At 38.7% G+C, this 21,689-nt stretch carries 23 protein-coding genes; 4 read left to right on the top strand and 19 right to left on the bottom strand.

From position 1 onward, the window contains the following. Window positions 1-334: 334 nt before the first annotated feature. Both queA and JKP71_RS04475 read left to right on the top strand, forming a co-directional pair. Window positions 335-1,372: a tRNA preQ1(34) S-adenosylmethionine ribosyltransferase-isomerase QueA gene (gene queA / locus JKP71_RS04480; RefSeq protein ID WP_075525442.1), complete on the top strand. Its 1,038-nt coding sequence runs from the start codon at window positions 335-337 to the stop codon at window positions 1,370-1,372. Between the two features lie 57 nt (window positions 1,373-1,429). Next, window positions 1,430-2,026 (top strand): hypothetical protein, encoded by a 597-nt coding sequence (locus JKP71_RS04475; RefSeq protein ID WP_075525441.1) that lies wholly within the window; start codon window positions 1,430-1,432, stop codon window positions 2,024-2,026. A 36-nt stretch (window positions 2,027-2,062) separates the two neighbouring features. Here JKP71_RS04475 and JKP71_RS04470 read toward each other — a convergent pair whose 3' ends face one another. The 15 genes from JKP71_RS04470 to JKP71_RS04400 all read right to left on the bottom strand — a co-directional run bounded on the left by JKP71_RS04470 (window position 2,063) and on the right by JKP71_RS04400 (window position 15,745). After that, window positions 2,063-2,233, bottom strand: a complete 171-nt coding sequence (locus tag JKP71_RS04470; RefSeq protein WP_075525440.1) for a hypothetical protein — start codon at window positions 2,231-2,233, stop codon at window positions 2,063-2,065. Between the two features lie 24 nt (window positions 2,234-2,257). After that, window positions 2,258-3,571 carry a GTPase ObgE gene (gene obgE, locus JKP71_RS04465; protein WP_200407172.1) on the bottom strand — a complete coding sequence of 438 codons (1,314 nt, stop codon included), beginning with the start codon at window positions 3,569-3,571 and terminating at the stop codon, window positions 2,258-2,260. Window positions 3,572-3,847: 276 nt separating this feature from the next. Beyond that, a complete protein-coding gene (locus JKP71_RS04460) occupies window positions 3,848-4,978 on the bottom strand; it encodes a cell division protein FtsQ/DivIB (RefSeq protein WP_200407171.1) in 1,131 nt (376 codons plus the stop codon). Beyond that, complete coding sequence (murG, locus tag JKP71_RS04455; protein WP_075525437.1) at window positions 4,975-6,048, bottom strand: undecaprenyldiphospho-muramoylpentapeptide beta-N-acetylglucosaminyltransferase; 1,074 nt, start codon at window positions 6,046-6,048, stop codon at window positions 4,975-4,977. Before murG ends, JKP71_RS04460 begins: the two co-directional genes overlap by 4 nt. A gap of 138 nt (window positions 6,049-6,186) precedes the next feature. After that, window positions 6,187-7,548 (bottom strand): UDP-N-acetylmuramoyl-L-alanine--D-glutamate ligase, encoded by a 1,362-nt coding sequence (gene murD, locus JKP71_RS04450; RefSeq protein WP_200407170.1) that lies wholly within the window; start codon window positions 7,546-7,548, stop codon window positions 6,187-6,189. Window positions 7,549-7,733: 185 nt separating this feature from the next. After that, a complete protein-coding gene (locus JKP71_RS04445; protein ID WP_075525435.1) occupies window positions 7,734-8,075 on the bottom strand; it encodes a P-II family nitrogen regulator in 342 nt (113 codons plus the stop codon). Between the two features lie 59 nt (window positions 8,076-8,134). Next, entirely contained in the window at window positions 8,135-9,376 is a 1,242-nt protein-coding gene (locus JKP71_RS04440) for an ammonium transporter (protein WP_200407169.1), read from the bottom strand. Between the two features lie 224 nt (window positions 9,377-9,600). Continuing rightward, complete coding sequence (locus JKP71_RS04435; RefSeq protein ID WP_200407332.1) at window positions 9,601-11,073, bottom strand: HAMP domain-containing sensor histidine kinase; 1,473 nt, start codon at window positions 11,071-11,073, stop codon at window positions 9,601-9,603. Window positions 11,074-11,084: 11 nt separating this feature from the next. Continuing rightward, window positions 11,085-11,777 (bottom strand): response regulator transcription factor, encoded by a 693-nt coding sequence (locus tag JKP71_RS04430; protein ID WP_075525432.1) that lies wholly within the window; start codon window positions 11,775-11,777, stop codon window positions 11,085-11,087. A gap of 159 nt (window positions 11,778-11,936) precedes the next feature. Next, entirely contained in the window at window positions 11,937-12,467 is a 531-nt protein-coding gene (locus tag JKP71_RS04425) for a DUF177 domain-containing protein (protein ID WP_075525431.1), read from the bottom strand. Window positions 12,468-12,598: 131 nt separating this feature from the next. Continuing rightward, window positions 12,599-12,844, bottom strand: a complete 246-nt coding sequence (locus JKP71_RS04420) for a type B 50S ribosomal protein L31 (protein ID WP_075525430.1) — start codon at window positions 12,842-12,844, stop codon at window positions 12,599-12,601. Between the two features lie 139 nt (window positions 12,845-12,983). Next, the gene (locus JKP71_RS04415; RefSeq protein WP_200407168.1) at window positions 12,984-13,454 is read right to left on the bottom strand and encodes a hypothetical protein; all 471 of its coding nucleotides are present in this window, start codon (window positions 13,452-13,454) and stop codon (window positions 12,984-12,986) included. A gap of 97 nt (window positions 13,455-13,551) precedes the next feature. Beyond that, the gene (locus tag JKP71_RS04410) at window positions 13,552-13,827 is read right to left on the bottom strand and encodes a hypothetical protein (protein WP_200407167.1); all 276 of its coding nucleotides are present in this window, start codon (window positions 13,825-13,827) and stop codon (window positions 13,552-13,554) included. Between the two features lie 241 nt (window positions 13,828-14,068). Then, window positions 14,069-15,277 carry an amidohydrolase gene (locus JKP71_RS04405; protein ID WP_200407166.1) on the bottom strand — a complete coding sequence of 403 codons (1,209 nt, stop codon included), beginning with the start codon at window positions 15,275-15,277 and terminating at the stop codon, window positions 14,069-14,071. Between the two features lie 267 nt (window positions 15,278-15,544). Continuing rightward, on the bottom strand, window positions 15,545-15,745 hold the full coding sequence (locus tag JKP71_RS04400; RefSeq protein WP_075525426.1) for a cold-shock protein: 201 nt from the start codon (window positions 15,743-15,745) through the stop codon (window positions 15,545-15,547). 362 nt (window positions 15,746-16,107) lie between these two features. Here JKP71_RS04400 and JKP71_RS04395 point away from each other — a divergent pair, with 362 nt between their 5' ends. Then, on the top strand, window positions 16,108-16,446 hold the full coding sequence (locus JKP71_RS04395; protein ID WP_075525425.1) for a DUF898 family protein: 339 nt from the start codon (window positions 16,108-16,110) through the stop codon (window positions 16,444-16,446). A gap of 50 nt (window positions 16,447-16,496) precedes the next feature. Next, window positions 16,497-17,213 (top strand): glycoside hydrolase, family 25, encoded by a 717-nt coding sequence (locus JKP71_RS04390; RefSeq protein ID WP_231097857.1) that lies wholly within the window; start codon window positions 16,497-16,499, stop codon window positions 17,211-17,213. Window positions 17,214-17,521: 308 nt separating this feature from the next. On the opposite strand, the gene JKP71_RS04385 is transcribed toward JKP71_RS04390, so the two are convergent. The 4 genes from JKP71_RS04385 to pyrR form a co-directional block, all read right to left on the bottom strand. Then, window positions 17,522-18,595 carry a carbamoyl phosphate synthase small subunit gene (locus tag JKP71_RS04385; protein ID WP_200407165.1) on the bottom strand — a complete coding sequence of 358 codons (1,074 nt, stop codon included), beginning with the start codon at window positions 18,593-18,595 and terminating at the stop codon, window positions 17,522-17,524. 63 nt (window positions 18,596-18,658) lie between these two features. After that, a complete protein-coding gene (locus JKP71_RS04380; RefSeq protein WP_075525423.1) occupies window positions 18,659-19,588 on the bottom strand; it encodes an aspartate carbamoyltransferase catalytic subunit in 930 nt (309 codons plus the stop codon). Between the two features lie 183 nt (window positions 19,589-19,771). Beyond that, the gene (locus tag JKP71_RS04375; RefSeq protein WP_200407164.1) at window positions 19,772-21,064 is read right to left on the bottom strand and encodes a uracil-xanthine permease family protein; all 1,293 of its coding nucleotides are present in this window, start codon (window positions 21,062-21,064) and stop codon (window positions 19,772-19,774) included. A gap of 48 nt (window positions 21,065-21,112) precedes the next feature. Next, window positions 21,113-21,634, bottom strand: a complete 522-nt coding sequence (gene pyrR, locus JKP71_RS04370) for a bifunctional pyr operon transcriptional regulator/uracil phosphoribosyltransferase PyrR (RefSeq protein WP_075525421.1) — start codon at window positions 21,632-21,634, stop codon at window positions 21,113-21,115. Window positions 21,635-21,689 lie beyond the last annotated feature (55 nt).

Raw genomic sequence — 21,689 nt, 5'->3', positions numbered from 1 at the left:
TTTTCTCCATTAAACCGTATGTTAAATATTACATCAATTTAATATTATTCTACTACAAACGAAGACATAAAATGGAAATTTTGTACTGAAAAAATTACGCGTTTTATTCTTACGTAATATTAGAAGCGTTTCTAATCTTATTAAGGCTTAGCGGGCACTGCGCTTTTTATATTTTTAAAGCATGGCTGCTATCAAAAAAGATTTCATTGTCTTCGTAAAAAAAGTGCTATAATTAAAGTCGAGTTGTCATTTGAAACAGGAAAATTTTTACCAGACCAACTGCTCAGATGATAAAAATGTAGTAACGAATAAAGAATGGAGTATAAATAAAAAGATGAATATAAATGATTTTGACTTTGATTTACCAGAGGAACTCATTGCTCAAACCCCTTTAGAAAAACGTTCAGAATCTCGTCTTCTGGTTTTAGATCCTAAGGATCATGGACTTCAAGACAAGCATTTTTATGATATTATTGATGAACTTAATGCAGGAGATGCGCTTGTTTTAAACAATACACGGGTACTGCCTGCGCGTCTTCATGGTGAGCGCGCTCATACGGGAGGACATATCGAACTCCTTTTGCTCAAAGACTTGGGCGGAAATCGTTGGGAAACCCTTGCTAAACCTGCGCGTAAAATGAAAGTTGGCGAAGAAGTAACTTTTGGTGATGGGCGCTTGAAAGCTGTCGTGCTTGAGCTTTTAGAACACGGTGGTCGTATTGTAGAGTTTAAGTATGAAGGGATTTTCCTTGAAATCCTGGAAAGCCTAGGTGAAATGCCCCTCCCACCCTATATTCACGAACAATTGGAAGATCAAGAACGTTATCAAACAGTTTACGCTAAAGAAAACGGTTCAGCTGCTGCCCCCACTGCTGGTTTACATTACACCCCTGAGCTTTTGGAAAAAATTGCCGCTAAAGGGGTAAAAATCGTCGAGTTAACCCTTCACGTTGGTTTGGGTACTTTCCGACCGGTCAGTGTTGATAACGTGGATGAGCATCATATGCACAGTGAGTTTTATCGCTTAACCGAAGAAGCTGCTGCTGAATTGCGTGCTGTAAAAGCTGCCGGTGGAAAAATTGTAGCTAGTGGAACAACGTCCATTCGTACTCTAGAAACAATCGGAAGTAAATTCGATGGCGATATTCAAGCTGACTCAGGCTGGACTGATATTTTTATCAAACCAGGCTATGACTGGAAAGTGGTCGATGCTTTTAACACAAATTTCCATTTACCTAAGTCAACATTGGTTATGCTAGTTGCCGCTTTTGCTGGGCGTGATTTTGTTTTAGAAGCTTACCAACATGCGATTGATGAACGCTATCGTTTCTTTAGTTTTGGTGATGCAATGTTCGTTCGTACAAGAAAATAAAAAATTTAGCAAAAAAATTACTGACAAGTCTGTCAGTAATAGGAAAGAATATTTTCTATGAGTTTTCTTAATTTGGTCATGATGCCTGACTTTATCAGCGTCATCTCTGATGGACAAATCACCACAGCAGATAATATGACCCAAAGTCATTTTAAAAAATTTGAAACAAGTCCTGCTGGCTTTGTCGTAGGAATTACAGGATTTGAACAAATCACAAATCGGATTCGTAAAAAATTTTTTTACCAACCCAATTTAACATTTAATCAAGCAAAAGAATTATTACAAAACGAGCTTGACCACCTGAAAACGAAGCAGATAAATTTTGGACAGGATCTTTGTTTCAATGCCTTACTGGCGGGATTTCCTCAGTCACTGACAGGCCCGTCAGAGCCTGAAGCCATTAGTTTTCACATTGCTCAACAATCCATCCAAACCAAAACCTATCATAAAGCAGCTGTGCTTTCGCTTCTGCCCGATGATATTGACTTTAATCCTAATAAAATTATCACAGAGAATCTACCAAAACATAGCCACGCAAGCTTAAGCCTTCACGTTCAAAGCCTTCAACGCAATGCTCTTTATAAGGTTGCGGAGGCCTCTGCCACAGTAAACAAAGTGGTTTTCCAAGAACTGATCAGACCCTCAGCGCACTGATAGAACTGTCAGTAAATATAAAAATAAAAAGACTGCTTAATCAGTCTTTTTTTCATCATTTTTTGTTTGTTGAGCTTTTGACAAAGTTAATTTCCCATGCGGATTATATTTTTTTAATAACGCATCGATACGTTCATCCGTCCAATAGTCCGCTGAAGCAATAAAATTTCCGTCTTTATCTCGGTCACCAATAATCTTAAATCCCATTATTGTTCTCCCAAATTACTTGAATTAATCTACGAATTCAAACTCAAATTTTTGAATGCGTACATAATCGCCATCCTTGGCTCCCATTGAACGCAGTGTTTCGTCAACACCCATCGCGCGCATTTGGCGAGCAAATTTCATGACTGATTCATCGTGGTCAAAGTTAGTCATGATAAAGAGTTTTTCAATCTTCTCACCAGACAAACGCCAGCCACCATCATCATCACGTGAAACTTTAAATGGTTTTTCTTCTTCCTCAAAGCCATAATAAGCTGTTTCATCCGCTAATTCATCTTCGTCATAAAGTAAGAATTCTGGTGTTTGTGCAAGTAATTCACTTGTGCGTGCAAGTAAACCTTGAAGCCCTGTTTTAGTCAAACCAGAAACTTCAAAAATTTCAGGCATTTCTTGATCAGGACCTAAATCAGCAGCTAATTTTTCTTTAAATTCAGCTAAACGTTCGGCAGCTTCTGGCATATCCATTTTGTTGGCAACAATAATTTGTGGACGTTCCATCAAACGTAAATTGTAAGATTCTAATTCATCATTGATTGTTTTGTAATCTTCGTATGGATCGCGGCCTTCAAGTTCTGACATATCAAGAACATGAAGAAGAACGCGTGTACGTTCAATATGGCGCAAGAATTGAATTCCCAGTCCTGCACCAGAATGTGCGCCTTCAATCAATCCTGGCATATCTGCCATAACAAAGCTATCTCCATAACCGACTTGAACCATTCCGATATTAGGAGTGATGGTTGTGAAGTGGTAAGCGCCGATTTTAGGACGCGCATTTGAAACAACGGATAGTAACGTTGATTTACCAACAGATGGGAAACCAACTAAACCAACATCTGCTAAAACACGAAGTTCCAAAAGTAGAATTTTATCTTCTCCTGGTTCGCCATTTTCTGCCACCTCAGGTGCTGGGTTACGTGGTGTGGCAAAACGAATATTTCCACGACCACCGCGACCGCCTTTAGCAACTACAAACTCTTGATCTTTTTCAATCAAGTCAACTAAAACATCACCAGTTTCGTTATCTTTAACGGTCGTTCCTTGAGGAACATGAACAATCAAATCTTCGGCTCCACGACCGTGCATTCCTTTGTTCATCCCTTTTTCACCTGGTTTACCACGGAAAATACGGTTATAACGGAAATCCATTAAAGTTGACATTCCTTCATCAACTTTAAAAATGACAGAACCGCCTTTTCCCCCGTCACCACCGGCAGGTCCACCATCTGGAACATATTTTTCACGACGAAAAGCAACGGCTCCATCGCCACCTTTACCTGCTTTTACCTCAATTCGTGCTGTATCTAAAAATAAAGACATACAGTTTCTCCTCTAAATTCTCTTTAATATTTCGTCATTTTCTTCATCTGCCTTTCTCAAAAAGGGATAGATTAAGAAAACGGATTGAGCGAGGATGAAGACAAAACCTTCACTCCCCGTCGCACTGCGCTAATTTCTAATAGATCATACGCTTAGAAATTACTCTAATCCTTACTATTCACAAAAATGCGTGCTCTCTATTATAGCATTTTATCTGTTGTTTTTATAGCCTGCCTTATAATAAAAAGTGATAAAGAAGATTTATCACTTTTACTTTTATTCTGAAGCGGTGGTAGTTGAGGCTTCTGTTGTATCTGTAGAACTTTCTGTTGTTTTCTTCTCTTTTGCTGAAGAGGCAGCTGCTTTTGAAGAGGAAAGTTGGGAGAGATAAGCCTGATAGGCTTCTTTTGGTTTTGTATAGATACTTGCTTCCATATCAACTACTTGTGGCGCTTCAATTTGTTTCGCGATACTCGGATAATAAGGGAGCTTTTCAGACATTTGGCTGAGCGGAACACGCACTTGGTTGCCATCACTCATATCAATCGCAATAAAGTCCGGTGTCGCATCTGTTGGCGTCTTTGTGACCGTGGTCATGAGCGCTCTTAACTCTGGTTTGAGTTTTTCAGAAGCTTTGACAAAAAGCTTCACTTGCTCATCTGAAAAATCCTGTAAAACAGGGAGCTTCTCAAGTTTTGAAGTATCAACAGGTGTTGGAATGACATAACCGTTACTCAAGACAATATAGTCCTTATCATTGCGTTTCACATAAGCACTATTAGAATACTCCGTTACAACAGCTTCAAAATGGTTGGGAAACCGAAAGGTGATGTTAACCGAAGCAATTCGAGGAAATTCTTTTTCAATCTTTGTTGCAATAAGCTCTTTATTTCTTAAAATACTAAATATGCTATCTCCAGTTTTAAGTTGAGAGGCGACAGCAACTTGCTCTGGTGTCTCGCTTTTGTTGCCGGAAACTGTGAAACTCCCTATCTTGCTTAAAGGTGATACCGCATAGACTGCTCCTAAAAAAACAAGCAAAGCAATCACAAAAGCAGGCCACAATTTTTTAAAAACCTGACCTGAACCCGCAAAGAAAGAACGGCGGGGCTTACGTAATTCTTCAACTTCCTCAGCAGTTTGTTCTAATTTTGAAAAAATAATTTCTTCTTGGCTTGCTGATGGAGCAGATGTAGCTTCTTCTTCAGACAGGGCTTCATCAGAGCTTTCCACTTCGTTAGTTTCCGAGGTCGTCGCAGAAGCTTCTTTCTTTTGAAAAGGCGAAGTAAAACGACTCTTCTTCGGCGTATTTTTTTCTTCTTCTAATTTCTTTTCTGCTGCTTTACGGCGCTGATATTCAAGATTTTTTTCTTGCCAAGGGGTTAATTTATTTTCATTTTCACTCATCGACTTATTTCTTTCACAAGTTGGTAAAGGCGTTCACTTGCATCAGGAACACCTGCTTTGCGGCTTGCAGCTTGCATTTTTTGGTAACTTTCATTGTCTTCAAGAATCGCTGATATAGCCTCCACCAAGCGCTCCCCAGTCAGTTCGCCATCAGGAATAATCTGAGCCGCGCCTTGATCAACATATTCTTGCGCATTTTTGGTTTGTTGGTCAGCAGTTACGTTAGGGCTTGGGACGTAAATTGCTGGTAAACCAAGAGCGGTCACTTCTGCAATGGTGGTTGAGCCAGAACGTCCTAAAAAGAGATGACTCTTACTTAAAAGTTCGGTCATATTATTAATGTAAGGGCGAATATCCAGGTTAGCCGCCGTTTTATATTGCTCAAAAATAGCTTTGTAATCATCGTAGTAAATTTCGCCTGACGCATAAACAGTCTTAAAAGGACGTTTAGCCAGTTCTGGCAATGCTTCAATGAAAGCTTTGTTAAGTTGCAAAGCACCACGAGAACCACCAAAAATAACAACGGTAGGCTGTTCAAATTTTTCAACTTGTGAAGCGGCATCTGCCACTTCTTGTGCGCGAGGATTTCCTGTAAAAGTCGTTTTTTCAGCAGGGAAGTACTCTTGTGCGGCGTGAAAACCTACAGCAATTTTATCGACACGTTTGGCCAAAAAACGATTGGTAATTCCTGGGAAGGAGTTTCCTTCGTGAATAATTGTTGGAATTTTCAACTGCGCTGCGGCATAAACTACTGGACCCGCCACATAACCACCAGTTCCCAACACCACATCTGGTTTAAATGCTCTCATAATTTTTTTAGCATCAGAAACGGACTTTACAAATTTATAAGCTGTTTTGAGATTTTGAGGGCTTAGTGAGCGACGCAATCCTTGAATATCTACCGTTTTCAATTCAATTCCTGCTGCGGGGACAATTTTCGCTTCTAGTCCTTTTTTGGTTCCAATATAGAGAACCTCAGTATCTGGTTCTTCTTGTTTTAAATACTTTAAAAAAGCAAGCGCTGGGTAAATATGGCCGCCTGTACCGCCGCCTGTAATGATGATTCGCATATTTATTTTTCTCCAATAAGGTTGGGGATATTGAGTTTAACTCAAAACTCGTTTTTCTTTAAAAATAGCTTACTGACCACTCTGTCAGTAACTTTTAGTTAAAAGAAAACTATTCTACAACTTTGATTTTCTTAACGCTTAAGCCTTTTTACTTTTTATGGCTTCAAAAGTGTTAATGAACAAGTCTCCACGTTCTTCGAAGGTTTTATACTGATCCCAACTTGCACAAGCAGGGCTGAGTAAAATCGTATCACCTACTGAAGTTTTCGGGAAGATTTCTTGCAAAGCCGTAGCGACATTTTCGCTCTTCATTACTGTAAGATTAAGCTTTTGAGCGGTTGCTTCAAGTTTCGCTGCAGTTTCGCCAAACACAACCATCCCCTTCAAACCTTCCAAGTCTTTTTCTAACGCTTCAAAGCCATTGCCACGATCAAGGCCTCCTGCTAAAAGCCAAAGCTTACTGTTGTCAAAGCCTGAAAGTGCTTTTTGTGTGGCCAAGATATTGGTCGCTTTGCTGTCATTATAAACTTTGCGTCCTTGGACTTCGCCGAGGTATTGCAAACGATGTTTAACACCAGCAAAAGTGGTCAAGACTTCCACAATTGCTTCGTTTTTCGTGCCGCGTAATTTTGCAGCAGCGAGCGCTGCTAACGCGTTCTCCAAGTTATGTTCTCCTGGCAAAGCAAGGTCAGCAACTTTCATAATGAGTTCATCATGATAGTAAATATTGCCCTCTTTGGCATAAGCGCCAGCTACCTGCTCTTTGGTTGAAAAAGGCACAACAGTGGCTTTTGTTTGGTCAGCAAGACGACGACACTTTTCCTGATTAAAATTCAAAATTAAATAATCATCAGCCGTCATGTTCTCTTGGATACGCCATTTTGCTGCTTCATAAGCTTCTTGTGAGCCATGATAATCTAAATGAGCAGAAAAAAGATTAGTGATCATCGCAATTTTTGGACGGAAAGTCTCAATTCCCATCAATTGAAAACTTGAGAGTTCCATGACCAGCGTATCCGTACTGACAGCTTTGTCAGCAACTTCTGAGGCTGGAAAGCCGATGTTACCTGACAATTTAGCAGACTGACCATCAGTATTGAGCATATCAGCAATCAAAGTTGTAGTCGTCGTTTTGCCATTTGTCCCCGTAATCCCAATGATTGGCGCCTCGCTGATTAGATAAGCAAGTTCTACCTCAGTGATTACTGGAATATGGAGGGCTTCAGCACGCTCAACCATCGGATTATCATAACGAATACCTGGATTTTTAACCATCAATGCAAAATCTTCATCAAGTAAATCAATCGGATGACTGCCTGTAATAACCTTGATTCCTTCTTCCAAAAGGCGTTGTGCTTCTTTATTTTCAGCAAATGGTTTTCCGTCATTAACCGTAACGATTGCTCCCAATTCATTTAACACCAGCGCCGCAGCCATACCTGAACGAGCCAATCCTAGCACTAAGACTTTTTGATCTTTAAATTTCGTTATTTTTTTCATTTTCTATTCCTTTTTAAGTTGAAAGCTTGCCAGACAAATTGATCAGCTGGTATCTACTGCCAACTTTATCTTATCTATTTTACCCCTAATTGACCTTTTTTTCAACAGTCCTCTTTACTGACAGAGCTGTCAGTAAGATTTTAACTAGGAAATAAAAAAGCTGACCACTGGTCAACTTCTTTTATCTACAACGCTCGGCGATCTTCCTCTCCTGTCCGAATTCGAACCACACGCTCTATCGGTTGGATGAAAATCTTTCCATCTCCCACTTCACCTGTCCTCACCGCTTGAGTGATGACCTCAACAATTTCATCGACATGCTCATCAATAGAGACAATTTCTATTTTTATTTTAGAGAGCAATGTCGTTTCGATACGCTGACCTCGCAAATATTCAGTAAAACCTTTTTGCTCACCGAAACCTAACACTTGCGACACTGTCATTCCATGAACCAGGTCATGATCGCCCAGAGCCTTTTTTAAGTCTTCTAATTTTTCTGTCCGAATAATGGCTTCAATCTTTTTCATTTTTTTCTTCCTTACTTTTACCTAAAAATTTTACTGACCGCGCCGTCAGTAAACTTATCTTATGAATCCAAACCTAAGAAGGTTGGATAAGCAGTTTCTTCGTGCTCACTGTCGTCAAGTCCAATAGCTTCAGCACGGTCAGATACCCGAATGGGCATAAACAAGGCAATTACTTTAATAATGACCCAACTCACAAGAGCAGTGAAAATAACTGTGAAGACAACCGCAGATACATTAGCCAAAAGTAATTTCCCAGAGCCATAGATCAAACCAGCGTATCCTTTTTCTGGTGCCAAAGCCGGCGTTGCAAAAATTCCTGTCATAATTCCGCCAAACATTCCGCCAATACCGTGACAACCAAATGCATCTAAAGCATCATCATAGCCCAATTTCTTTTTAACGACAGAAATCATAAAGTATGACAAAGGACTAACCAAAAGACCAATAATCAATGATGACCATAGAGAAACAAAACCAGCGCCTGGAGTAATGGCCACCAAACCAACTACCGCACCAGAACAAGCACCAACAATTGAAGGTTTACCAATCAATATTTTTTCAACAATCATCCATGAAAACATTGCTGCTGCAGCTGCTGTATTAGTCGTCATAAAAGCATTAATTGCCACACCATTGGCAGCAAGTGCTGACCCAGCATTAAAGCCGAACCAACCAAACCATAGGAGACCAGCGCCCAAAATAACAAAAGGAATATTATGTGGACGATAATCTAAACGTTCGTAATCTCGACGTTTTCCAAGTACTAACGCAAGTACAAGTCCTGTCACCCCACTTGAAATATGAACAACATCTCCACCTGCAAAGTCAATCGCATGAATTTGAGCCAAAAATCCACCGCCCCAAACCATATGAGCCAAAGGATAATAAACTAAAATTAACCAAGCAGTCATAAAAATCAAAATTGGTGTAAATCTCATTCTTCCAACAACAGATCCCGTAATTAGAGCTACTGTGATAATCGAGAACATCATTTGAAAACAAGAAAAAAGGCCATCTGGAATATGATTAGCAGGAAAAAGTGAATTTTTAGCCATATCCACGCCATTCATAAACAAATGGTTGAAATTACCAACCCAACTATTACTTCCTGAAAATGAAAATGAGAAGCCGATAATTACCCACAAAATAGAAGCCAGAGCCATGGGTGCGAGCGACATCATCATGGTGTTTAACACGTTTTTTCGGCGTCCAAGTCCGCCATAGAAAAATGCTAATGCAGGCGTCATCAAAAATACCAATGCCGCACAAATTAAAATAAATGCCGTTGAGCCTGTGTCCATAGAAATACTCTCCTTAAAAGAACGCCAAAATAAATTTATCCAATTTATTCAGAATTTATAATGATGTAATAAAATATAACATAAAATTCCAGAAAAGGCAATTTTATTTATCTGTTCATGTTAGATAACCTGACACAGGCAAGAAAAAAAGAGTTACCCTAACGATAACTCTTTAATCTACACGTTCTCCTAAAACCAAACAATGCTCCTACTTTTCTAGCAGATTACATTATTTTAGGAAATCTTAAAGTAAAGGTGGAACCCTTACCAAGTTCAGAAGAAACTTCAACCTCACCTTGATAATTTTCAGCTAGGCGAGCCAAGATTGATAAGCCAAGACCTGTACCACCAATCTCCCTATTGCGCGCCTTATCCGCTCTAAAGAAACGTTCAAAAAGATGTTCAATATCTTCTTTGGCAATCCCAATCCCTTGATCAGTTACGCTGGTGATCACGTAGTCCTCATCTTCCGTAAGTTTGATTACTACATTCTTACGATCATCAGGCGAGTACTTCACAGCATTATCCAACAAGATTCTTAAGCCCTGTTCATAATGATTTTCAGAGATTCGTGCATGAGTGGGGTAAACCAATTGATTATCAAATAAGATTTCAAAATCTTCATGTAACAACTGGAAATTTTTCACAGCCTGCTGACAAACTTTACTTACATCACTGTCCAACTCACTGCTAGACAAGTCCACATTTTCAAGGCGTGCTAAAGCCAACATTTCTTCTAACATTTTCTTCATCCGTTGCACTTCATCCAAACTCGCTTGAAGTGACTCATCTAGGATCTCAGGATCATTTTTTCCCCAACGATTTAGCAAATTAATATGACCATCTAACACAGCCAATGGTGTTCTAAGTTCATGGGAAACATCCGAAACGAAGCGTTTTTGTTGCTCCAGATAATCTTTCATCTTCTGCATCATATCGTTATAAACATTTGCTAACTCCTCAATCTCGTCTCCACTCGTTATAAGAATCGGCTCGAATTCATTTTTAGGATTATTCGCCATCTTTTGCATTCCCTGATGGAGTTTTTCAAGAGGTTTCATAAAATAATTCGCCATGAAATAGCCAATGATTTGCGCAATAATTAAAGCCACGATTTCCAAAATAAGCAGTGCAATCAAAAGAAGATTAGAAATCCGGTGATAGGTGGTTGTATCATAGAAGGCCTGAAGATAACCCACTACTTTACCAGTAGATTTTGATATAATGCGTCGCTCCACCAAAAATCCTGGGTGGGAGCCTTCCACCTCTTTAATTTCATTATCTTTCAGATTTTGTTTTTCAAAAATATGTCGATTTGTAGCATATAACAGCTGGCCATTAACATCGTAGATATAGAAAGCCTTGCGTGTTCCCACAAGGCTTGTCAGAGTCATGCCCGTATCATCTCCTTGAATCTGTGCCGTATATTCAAAAAAATTATTTAAATTATCGGCATCTAAAGGAACTTTGGACTCTTCCAAAATCTGGTCTACGCTATCCATTGACTTCAGCAAAATACGCTGCTCTTCTCTGATAAATGAGCTGATGGTCAGCTGATAAGTCAGAGTAGCAAATAAAGTAAAGGTGATAAAACAAAAAACGGTATTAGCAAAAGCCCACCTAAGCATAATACTTCGCTTAGCCGCACTTTCCTTTACCGTTTTCTTTTTAGTATCAAAAGTGAATATTTTTTTCATCATAACTACGATTACTTACGCTCACGCATTACATATCCTAAGCCACGCACAGTTTGAATATAACTATCTTGACCTTCCACATCAATTTTATTACGGAGGTAACGAATATAAACATCAACGACATTTGTTTCCGTTCCTTCTTCATAACCCCAAACTTGCGACACCAAGTGCTCACGAGTTACTACGTCACCAACATTTTGCATCAGCGTCAAAAGGAGATCATATTCACGACGTGTTAAGTCTATAACTTTTTTTCCACGGTGAACCGTACGATTTGTTTTATCAATCACAAGATCGCGGAAAGAAGTATTTTCAGCTCGCTCTACTGCTTGGCTATGTTCTTCTCGACGGAAGAAAGCCCGCACACGCGCCAACAGTTCTTCAATTGCAAAAGGTTTTGTAATATAGTCATCCGCTCCAATATCAAGACCAGCCACGCGGTCCATAGTTGAGTCACGTGCTGTCATCATGATAATTGGGGTGTCTTTTTCCTTACGCAAACGACGAGCGACTTCAAATCCATCCAACTCTGGCAACATCAGGTCAAGTAAAATCAAGTCATAATCTTTAGAAATGGCTTCTTCAAGTCCCGCACGCCCATTATCTTTGATTTCCGTTGCATACCCTTCATGCTCTAATTCAAGAGAGACGAAGCGTGCTAAATTCTTTTCGTCCTCAATAATTAAAATCTTTTTTGATGCCATATTTCTCTCCTTTGTTAAAAACACTGTCTATTTTCTATCTTATAATCCTATTATAATATAAATTTAATTTATCTACAACCTTTTTGCTATATTTTTTGCTATAACAACGGTTACATCAGCTACCCACACCTTGTCATCTATAAATGAGATTACTCTCATCTAATCAAACAAACCATCCAAACCAGAAAATGGCGATTTTTTCTCTACTTTTTTCTCTTCTTGTTGCCTTTGATAGTCTTCCTCAGTAAGGACTGACCAAAATTTACCCGCAGGAAGTGCTTCATTTTCTTCATTTTCTGCCAAAATCTGGAGAGGAATTTCTAATAAAATGTTATCTACTACCGATTCATCTAAATCGATTAGCTCTTTTTCTAACACTATGATTAAATCATTCTCAAGCAACTCTGGATTTTGAGCCAAATGATCTTGAGTCGTAAAGATTTCACTAACTACTACATCCAGAGGATAGTCTACAGGTTTAAGACTGCGCGACGAAGGCAACGTCAGCACTGTCTTTAGATGATAGTTTAGGTAAAATAACCCATCATCATAACTTACTTCTCCTTGAGTTTCCACTGCTGTACTATCCAATACTTCAGTAGACCGTGTTGCAAGTACCTCTTGTAATTTTAGTTTTTCTATAAACTCAATCTGTTTTTTCTTTGTTAATTCATTTAAAGACCATTTCATTCTTAATACTCTCCCATCTTTTAATCACTTTTTTCTATATTTTATCTTATTTTTCCACTTTATCATAATAAAAAGCCGCCAAAAGACAGCTTCCTTTTGCAAAAATAAAAATGGTCGAATGACCATTCTTATTATTGTTTGCCGTATTTCTTTTCGAATTTGGCAATACGTCCGTCTGCTGCTTGGAATTTTTGACGGCCAGTGTAGAATGGGTGTGAATCAGAAGAGATTTCAACACGGATCATTGGATATGTGTTACCGTCTTCCCATTCGATTGTTTCTTTAGAACCTTTAGTTGAACCAGTCAAAAATTTGAAACCAGTTGAAGTGTCCATGAAGACTACTGGTTGATACTTTGGATGGATGTTTTGTTTCATCGTTAGAATTTCCTTTCTGCCTTGGACTGTTTGCCAGACCAAAGTTGTACGAATACTTAAATATTCTATCAAAATAAGGATTAAATTTCAAGTTTTAATTTTATTTTGTCAAGAAAAAAACTTTACAAAGAAAAAATTTTTAGGAATGAACTTTAAAGTATTTCGTTTTATATAATTTACCCGTTGTATCAATGACATAAAATGCAACCTGGTTAGCGGAATACGTAAGATCTTGTAGTCTTTCCGCCCACTCTTCTTGCGCTACAAAATAGGTCGCATCCTCCTGGGGTTGAATGAGAACAGGCAATTTTGAACTTTCTTGTTCTAAATCTCGCGGAACTAAAAATGGAATGCTCCTTCTTCTCTTGAAAAAATTACTTCTCTGATAAACTCCAATTTCATAAATTTTAACAGGAATTACACCAGTATTCGTTACATCAATACACCAAATCGGAAACTTTTCGCCAGAAAGTATTTTATAAGATACCCAATAATCTATCCGCAGCTTTTTTTTGTAATCTTTTCTGGTGAGATAAAGAGAAATAATCACAGCTCCCATCGTTCCTATAGCAGTAAGCGCATCCCAAACATTTCCAAAATCAACTATCATTTGCACTCCATTAGCTTTTTTATTTATTTTATCATATGAAGTGACGTGTTCGGAAATGTTATGGGGAGGTAAGAAAAAGAACCACTAAAAAATCCTTTTAAGGAGTAGAAAATTCCTTCCGATTGCATAATTTGCAAAATAGATAGTAAACCACGCCACCAATAAAAGAAAGGGCTAGCCATAAACTGATAATTGTACCAATAACTAACAATGAGCCGACTATCGGATATGTTGCATTCCGTACCTCACTGAATACCTGATCAAACTGCTCTGGATGAAAGAGCGCATTTTTAGTCACTCTAAATACCAAAATTAAACCGATGATTTGCATTGATCTGCTGAGACAGTGCTTAAAGCTTCCTTTATTATGCATTAGTTTCCTCTTAAAACGTGTATTTTATTTATTATTCTAACATAATCTCCTAACTTGAGGCAAGCCTTTGTCGCTTACTAAATTGTAAGTTAGTCGGCTCATTTCTTTGTTAAAATTGCTCCTCTTCTCACTTAAAATCCATGGCCACCTTCTATATCATGGAAGAGTGGTCAAGTAGTATTGCGCCACAAGAGGAAAAGCCATCGACTTTGTGGAGATAAACGCAAAGAAGAGCGTTTTTTTAAACTTGAGATGGATCATCTTGATTTTTAAACAAATCGTGTAAAGTAACTACGCCTACAGCCTGTGCTGCAATAAGCAAACTCTTTTCATTGAGTTTAAAACGCGGACTATGATGAGGATAGTCTCCTTCTTCGTCTGGATGTGTCCCAATATAAAAAAAGGTACTAGGCACTACCTGTCCATAATACGAAAAATCTTCAGAAGGAGTTTGTGGTCCCAGGTCCACTACTTCTGTGACGTCTGCTAACTCCTCTTTTTTAAGAATCTCAACAAGAAATTCTGTCAATTTTTCATCGTTATAAAGCACAGGATAGTTATTATCGTACTCTACTTTTGTTGAAACCCCAAAAGTCAGCTCCAGTCCTTTTGCCATCTGCCTAATTTGGCGCTCAATCATTTCTCGCGTAGATTCTTTCATTACCCGAACATCACCTTTTAATGTCACACTGTCTTTAATCGCATTAAACGTTCCTACTCCATCAAAAGAGCCAATAGTTAAGGTCGCAGTATCAAAAGGATCCACCCGCCTTGAAACGACAGTTTGAAGCTGCGTTACGAAATAACATCCCGCAATGATAGCATCATTACTAAGTTGAGGAATTGCAGCATGCCCTCCCCGACCCTGTAGCTCAATCGTAAAGTTAGACCGCCCTGTTTGGGTCTCGGCGGAATGAAAAGCAATCGTTCCAGTTTCCATCCCTGTCATGACGTGGACGCCAAAGACATGATCAACTCCCTCTAGAGCACCATCTTCAATCATCCCCTTTGCTCCTCCAGGAGCGACTTCCTCCGCAGGCTGATGAATAATTCGGATGGATCCAGGAAGTTGCTCTTTTAGCTGAATTAATGACTTTGCCAGAATCATTATGTAAGCTGTATGCGCATCATGACCACAAGCGTGCATCACGCCAGGATTTTGCGATTTAAAAGAAAGATCATTTTCTTCATAAACCGCCAATGCATCAAAATCAGCCCTTAAAGCAACTTTTATGCCTGGTTTGCCCCCTATTATATCTACAACAAAACCATACCCTTCTCCTTTTTGTGTTAGGGTACAATCTAAAGTTTTATAAAATTCTTGGATGTATTTTGAAGTTTCCTTTTCCTGAAAGGAAATCTCAGGATGCTGATGAAAATAGCGCCTTAGATTAATCATCTCCTGCTCATTGCTTTTTAGAGTTTCAAGCAATTCTTGAATGATTTGCATACCACCCCTCCTTTCTATCCTCTTTATCTAATATCTTAACACAGTTCTAGCTCTTAAGTTTTTCTTAGACCCAAGAGAACTATTAAAACTTTCTTTCATAAAGTCCTCGTTTATTTTTATAAATAAAAGAATACTTTTTAACATTTATATCAGACAAGACACTATTTATCTTACTCGCTAAGTAAAATAATTTTTCTTGATTTCATAATCGATACAAAAAAGCCAAGACAAACGTCTCGGCCTTCTATCTAACTCTTAGATAAGTCTTTATGCTTTTGTGATGTTAACTGCTTGAGGTCCGCGTTGACCTTCTCCAACATCAAATTCCACTTTTTGACCTTCGTCAAGTGTTTTGAAACCATCAGTTTGAATTTCTGAGAAGTGAGCGAATAAATCTTTACCATTTTCATCAGTAATAAAACCGAATCCTTTAGTAGCGTTAAACCATTTTACTGTTCCATTTGCCATAATGTTTATTTCCTTTCGACAAAATTGTAAATTTTATTTTGCGAAAAGTGAATCTAAAAAACATTTAACTCATGACAAAATCTACCTTCTCATAGTAACATTAACCTCTAATATTGTCAAATTTACTCCTTGATTAATAAAAAATACTCTACAAAGCAAGTACCAGAGAATATTAAAACTTTTTTATAATAATGGTATAATTATAAATGAGAAATTCGCCAAAATGTGTGAAAAATTAATAGATTGAGTTAAAACTTCTAATTCTCTAAGGAAAACTATTCGTAGTAAAGCATCTAATAGATTTTTTTAACAAATTAACGAGCAATATCTTGATTCTCGTTAAAAGCTAGTAGGAGAATTTTATGAATAGTGGATATGGGCCCGAAACTAAATGGGGTCGACAATCCTTTTTTGATGGGGGATTACTAAGTTTTATCGGATGGACTATACTAGGAGCAGTCATCACTGTCATAACCTTCGGTATATGTTACCCTTGGGCTTTGTGTATGGTTTATGGTTGGAAAATTAATCATACAGTTATTAATGGTCACCGGATGAGATTTGATGGCTCAGCCATTGGACTCTTTGGAAACTGGATAAAGTGGTTGCTTCTTTCTGTTATTACTATAGGAATTTATGGATTTTGGGTATCTATCAAACTTGAAGACTGGAAAGTAAAACATACAGCATTCATTAACTAATTAACAATGAGCAAAACTTGATCCTCATTAAAAGCTAGTAGGAGAATTTTATGAAAAAATTTTTGGTATTCCTAGGAGCATTCTTGTCGCTAGGCGTAGCTGGAGCAATTACTGCCCCTCAAACCTATGCAGCTACGAGTTCACCTGTTTATCGTTTGTACAACCATAACACAGGTGAGCATTTTTACACATTAAGCCAAGCAGAAAAGAACAATCTACAAAATGTAGGTTGGAGCTATGAAGGAATTGGTTGGCAAGCTGCCAAGCAAGGTAAACCGGTCTATCGTGTCTATAATCCTCAAGCAGCAGGTGGAGATCATTATTATACTTTAAGTAAATATGAAGCGCAAACTCTTGTAAATAAGGGATGGCGTTGGGATAATGGTGGGAAAGCTGCCTTTTATTCTGGGGGTAAGGTGAATCTTTACGTTGCGTATAACCCTCACGCGCAGTCTGGTTCTCATAATTATACGACTAATTCGTTTGAACAAAATAGTCTTCTAAAAGGGGGCTGGAAGTATGGTGCGGTAGCATGGAAAGTCCAAGGTGGCGGTTCTTCTGCTAGTGGAAGTAACTCCTCAAATGGTAATTACACGACTTCTGGAGGTTGGACCATAGCTGCAAATGGTTACTGTTTCGTTTCAGACTCTAATCTTTACTATTCGAAAGTCAAAAATCCTAAAAATTATCGCTACATGACTCGAGCACAAGCGAACAGTAAGGGATATCATTTAGCTCCAAAAGGTAACGGATACGCGCAACCGTAAATCTATACTTTTATTAAAATAAATAATCCGCCCAAAGTTTAGTGAAACGCAGGCGGATTATTTATTTTATATTCAACATCAAGTTTTTAAACAAAGTGCTTTTATTTTTTTAAAATCAAATGAAGAGATAATAAGGAAACAATAGCTTCTAAGGGAGATCACCATGTTAACAACAAAGTGAAAAAGACATTCTCGAGGCACTTAATAGCTGATAAAAAAGAACCTGCTCTGAAAACAGGTTCTTATTTTTGCTACTTTTTCTGATTTTAAGAAAGCTCAACATCAACAAAGTCAGTCCTAACAATACTTTATTTTTTAAAATTATCCATCAAATCCATAAAATCATCAAAAAGATAGCTTGCGTCGTGTGGTCCTGGAGCAGCATCTGGGTGAAATTGTACAGAAAAAGCGGGATAATGGCGATGGCGCACTCCTTCAATAGATTGATCATTAATTTCGATATGAGTAATCATCAAATCCTCGGGTAAATCCTCTGAGGAAACCGCATAGCCATGGTTTTGAGAGGTGAAATCCACACGCCCCGTTGCGATTTCTCTAACCGCATGGTTAAAGCCCCGGTGTCCAAATTTCATCTTGTATGTTGTGGCGCCATTAGCTAAGCTAAAGAGTTGGTGGCCTAAACAAATCCCAAATAGGGGAACCTTCCCTTGAATCTCTTGGATCATGGCGATGGCCTCGGGTACATCGGTAGGATCCCCTGGACCATTGGTCAGCATTACTCCATCTGGTGACATACCCAGAATCTCTTGGGCTGGAGTGTTATAAGGAACTACAGTAAGGTCACAATTTCTTTGAGAGAGTTCTCGTAAAATACTGTGTTTGAGTCCAAAGTCAACGACTACAACTTTTTTTCCTGAATTTGGTGAAGAATAGGCGGTGACTGTACTACTTGTTTCTACTTGATTAGTAGGAAGAACAGTAGCTTGAAGTTGACTCATTTGGTGTTCTACGCCATCAAGTGGTTGTACTAATGAGGCTTTCATCGTGCCATGCTCACGCACAATTTTTGTAATAGCACGCGTATCAACCCCTGTAATTCCTGGAATATTTTTTGATTTTAAAAAGTCATCTAAAGACATTTTCATCCGCCAATTTGAAGGGCGGCGTGCTGCTTCTCTCACTACAACTGCTTTACAGGTTGGATGAATAGATTCGTAATCATCCCTATTAATTCCATAATTGCCAATCATTGGATAGGTAAAAGTCAAGATTTGCCCATTATAGGATTGGTCAGTAATCGATTCTTGGTAACCAGTCATCCCCGTATTGAAGACCAATTCACCCGTCACATCAAGTGTTGCACCAATCGCTTCCCCTTCAAATATGGTCCCATCTTCTAAGATTAAGAGTCTTTTGTTCATTTTTCTCCCTTTTCTTTTTCGGCCCACTACATTATTTTAAAGCATAATCTCAAACAATGCGTGCTATGCTTTTTTTCCGGCAATAATAGCTTCTAAAATGGCCATGCGAGTATAAACGCCGTTGCTCATTTGTTGAACAATACGACTTTGAGGACACTCCACAAGTGCATCTGCAATTTCTACATCGCGGTTAACGGGAGCTGGGTGCATGATAATAGCTGTTGGTTTCAAGGCGGCTGCACGATCTTGCGTCAGACCAAATTGACTGTGATAAACAGCTTTTGAAAAACTTTCACTGCTGTCATGACGTTCATGTTGAACACGTAAGAGCATATGAACATCTAACTCTGGAAGAATCCGGTCAATATTAGCATAGCGGCCATATTGATCGAATTCTTCACTGTACCAAGCAGCAGGTCCTGTAAAGTAAAGCTTCGCGCCGAGTTTTTTGAGCATCATCATATTTGATTTAGCAACGCGTGAGTGTGTCAGGTCTCCAGAAATGGCAATGTTTAATCCTTCAAATTTGCCAAACTCCTCATAAATGGTCATCAGATCAAGAAGGCATTGGCTTGGATGCTGTCCTGATCCATCACCTCCATTAACAATAGCACAATGGATATTTTCAGAATTAACCAATTCTTCATAGTAATGCTCCACTCCTGAACGGATGACACAGATTTCCACACCAAGAGCATCAAGGGTCAAAATCGTGTCATAAAGCGTCTCCCCTTTACTGATAGAACTGGCTTGTGCATCAAATTCAAGAACATCAAGTCCCAATTTTCGCTCAGCGATATGAAAACTGTGGTGCGTTCTTGTGCTATTTTCAAAGAAAAGATTGGAAGCAAAAGTCTGTTTTTCTAATTCAAAAACTGCTGTCCCTGCTTTAAAAGCAGAAGCTCTTTTGATTAAGCCCATCACTTCTTCTTGAGTGAGTGCTTCCATGCTTGTGAGATTTGACAATTGGACTAAACCATTTTTTACTGACATTTTAGGTCTCCTTTACCCTAACCGTGTGCTCTCTGTCACATCGATTTTTTGACAATATCATTACTGACAATTCTGTCAGTATACTGATGAACATTTTTTTCTGATGTCTTAAACGCTTCTTTAGTTACACCAAAATTTTTTTAATCATGAATTTACTGACACGTCGGTCAGTAAATCAAAACTTTAAACTTCCTGCGTTTCTTTTGGCAAGACAAGATTTAAAACAATCCCAAGAATTGTCGCGATGGCTACTGATGAAATTTGTAAATTTTGAGTGATATTAATAATCATTCCGCCAATCCCGATAACAAGGACAACTGAGCTGATTAGTAAGTTTCGTTTGATATCAAAATTAACTTTATTTTCAACCAAAATTTTCAAACCAGAAGCTGCAATTACTCCAAAAAGGGCAATTGATGCACCACCAATCACGGGTGCTGGAATGGATTGCAAGAGTGCCGTGATTTTCCCAATGAATGAAACAATGACAGCAAGTACTGCGGCACCGGCAATAACATAAATCGAATGAATTTTTGTAATTGCCATAACTCCAATATTTTCACCGTAAGAGGTCACAGGCGGTGCCCCCAAGAAACCTGCAATAATCTGAGCAGCTCCATCTCCAGCCAAAGTTTTTTCAAGACCTGGTTCTTTAAAGTAATCTTTTTTCGTTAATGAGTTCAAAACCATAATGTGGCCAAAATGCTCCGTCATTGTGACAAAAGCAATTGGTGCCATGGTCAAAATTGCTGACGGATAGAAGGCCCATTTGTAATTGGCAAATGGAATTTCCATTGGCGGAATGGTCAGCCATTTAGCTTGTGAGATTCCAGTGAATGAAACAATGTTCATCCCTGTAATCTTACCAATAATCAATGCTGCAACATAACCTGTGATGATTCCAAGTAAAATGGGAACAACTGACAGAAATCCTTTGCCATAAATGCTGTAAATGACAATAGATAACACAGTGATGAGGGCAATAATGATATAAGCTAAACTGTATCCTTTCAGATTTGCAACATCCGTGTACATGGCATCATTAATTGCTGTTGGAGCAAGCGATAAGCCAATGACCATAACGATTGGCCCAACGACGATTGGCGGTAAAACTTTGTCAATCCAGCCTTTACCTGCAAATTTTACAATTAAAGCGACAATCAGATAAACCAATCCACCGGTCATTGCCCCTTGAGCAATAGCTGGCATCCCGCCGTTTTTCATCAGTAAGGTCATCGCACCAATATAGGCAAAGCTTGAACCCATGTAAGCTGGCACTTTAAATTTTGTAACACTCATGTGTGCAAGTGTACCAAGTCCAGAACTCAAGAGGGCAATGGCTGGGTTAATCCCAACTAAAATTGGAACTAATACGGTTGAGCCAAACATGGCAAATAAATGTTGAAACGAGAGTCCAAACCACTGACTTGGGGCTGGTTTCTCATCTACCTTTAAGATAATATCATTATCGTTCACTGTTTTCTCCTTGCTATCCGTCTACTGACAGGCTGGTCAGTGCGTTTTTTAATCTTCACGTTTGATTAAAATACTATCTGCACCATCATGTTCGTTCATCTGAACAATAATGGCTTCGCCACGAGCTGTTGGGATATTTTTACCGACATAGTCTGCACGAATCGGCAATTCACGATGTCCCCGGTCTACAAGCACGGCCAATTGAACGCGCGCTGGGCGACCAAGTTTGACTAAGCCATCAATGGCTGCACGGATTGTCCGCCCAGTGTAGAGCACATCATCAACCAAAATTACATCTTTATCAGTGATATCCATGTCAATTTCTGTCGTATCTTCCTGAGCTTGTTTATCATCACGAAATGGACGAGTATCTAACTCTCCAAATGGAATTTCCAAGCCTTCAAGTTGTTGCAAGCGTTCTTGAATGCGTTTAGCTAAATAAACGCCACGGGTTTTGATTCCAATAAGGACTAATTTGTCTAATTCTTTATTACGCTCAATGATTTCATAGGTAATCCGTGTAATTGCACGTTTCATCGTGATTTCATCAATAATCTCTTTCTTAGCCATCCCGGCTCCTTTCTTCTGACAGCTCTGTCAGTAACTGACAGAACACTATTAATTA

The organism is Lactococcus taiwanensis (assembly GCF_014905395.1).
In the GTDB taxonomy this organism is placed as follows: domain Bacteria; phylum Bacillota; class Bacilli; order Lactobacillales; family Streptococcaceae; genus Lactococcus; species Lactococcus taiwanensis.
This window is presented reverse-complemented; position numbering and strand designations above follow the sequence as displayed.

Bases quoted from the DNA above. Each gene is read 5' to 3' on its own strand.
- queA (WP_075525442.1), top strand. From the start codon at position 335: ATGAATATAAATGATTTTGACTTTGATTTACCAGAGGAACTCATTGCT.
- JKP71_RS04475 (WP_075525441.1), top strand. From the start codon at position 1,430: ATGAGTTTTCTTAATTTGGTCATGATGCCTGACTTTATCAGCGTCATC.
- JKP71_RS04470 (WP_075525440.1), bottom strand. From the start codon at position 2,233: ATGGGATTTAAGATTATTGGTGACCGAGATAAAGACGGAAATTTTATT.
- obgE (WP_200407172.1), bottom strand. From the start codon at position 3,571: ATGTCTTTATTTTTAGATACAGCACGAATTGAGGTAAAAGCAGGTAAA.
- JKP71_RS04460 (WP_200407171.1), bottom strand. From the start codon at position 4,978: ATGAGTGAAAATGAAAATAAATTAACCCCTTGGCAAGAAAAAAATCTT.
- murG (WP_075525437.1), bottom strand. From the start codon at position 6,048: ATGCGAATCATCATTACAGGCGGCGGTACAGGCGGCCATATTTACCCA.
- murD (WP_200407170.1), bottom strand. From the start codon at position 7,548: ATGAAAAAAATAACGAAATTTAAAGATCAAAAAGTCTTAGTGCTAGGA.
- JKP71_RS04445 (WP_075525435.1), bottom strand. From the start codon at position 8,075: ATGAAAAAGATTGAAGCCATTATTCGGACAGAAAAATTAGAAGACTTA.
- JKP71_RS04440 (WP_200407169.1), bottom strand. From the start codon at position 9,376: ATGGACACAGGCTCAACGGCATTTATTTTAATTTGTGCGGCATTGGTA.
- JKP71_RS04435 (WP_200407332.1), bottom strand. From the start codon at position 11,073: ATGAAAAAAATATTCACTTTTGATACTAAAAAGAAAACGGTAAAGGAA.
- JKP71_RS04430 (WP_075525432.1), bottom strand. From the start codon at position 11,777: ATGGCATCAAAAAAGATTTTAATTATTGAGGACGAAAAGAATTTAGCA.
- JKP71_RS04425 (WP_075525431.1), bottom strand. From the start codon at position 12,467: ATGAAATGGTCTTTAAATGAATTAACAAAGAAAAAACAGATTGAGTTT.
- JKP71_RS04420 (WP_075525430.1), bottom strand. From the start codon at position 12,844: ATGAAACAAAACATCCATCCAAAGTATCAACCAGTAGTCTTCATGGAC.
- JKP71_RS04415 (WP_200407168.1), bottom strand. From the start codon at position 13,454: ATGATAGTTGATTTTGGAAATGTTTGGGATGCGCTTACTGCTATAGGA.
- JKP71_RS04410 (WP_200407167.1), bottom strand. From the start codon at position 13,827: ATGCATAATAAAGGAAGCTTTAAGCACTGTCTCAGCAGATCAATGCAA.
- JKP71_RS04405 (WP_200407166.1), bottom strand. From the start codon at position 15,277: ATGCAAATCATTCAAGAATTGCTTGAAACTCTAAAAAGCAATGAGCAG.
- JKP71_RS04400 (WP_075525426.1), bottom strand. From the start codon at position 15,745: ATGGCAAATGGAACAGTAAAATGGTTTAACGCTACTAAAGGATTCGGT.
- JKP71_RS04395 (WP_075525425.1), top strand. From the start codon at position 16,108: ATGAATAGTGGATATGGGCCCGAAACTAAATGGGGTCGACAATCCTTT.
- JKP71_RS04390 (WP_231097857.1), top strand. From the start codon at position 16,497: ATGAAAAAATTTTTGGTATTCCTAGGAGCATTCTTGTCGCTAGGCGTA.
- JKP71_RS04385 (WP_200407165.1), bottom strand. From the start codon at position 18,595: ATGAACAAAAGACTCTTAATCTTAGAAGATGGGACCATATTTGAAGGG.
- JKP71_RS04380 (WP_075525423.1), bottom strand. From the start codon at position 19,588: ATGTCAGTAAAAAATGGTTTAGTCCAATTGTCAAATCTCACAAGCATG.
- pyrR (WP_075525421.1), bottom strand. From the start codon at position 21,634: ATGGCTAAGAAAGAGATTATTGATGAAATCACGATGAAACGTGCAATT.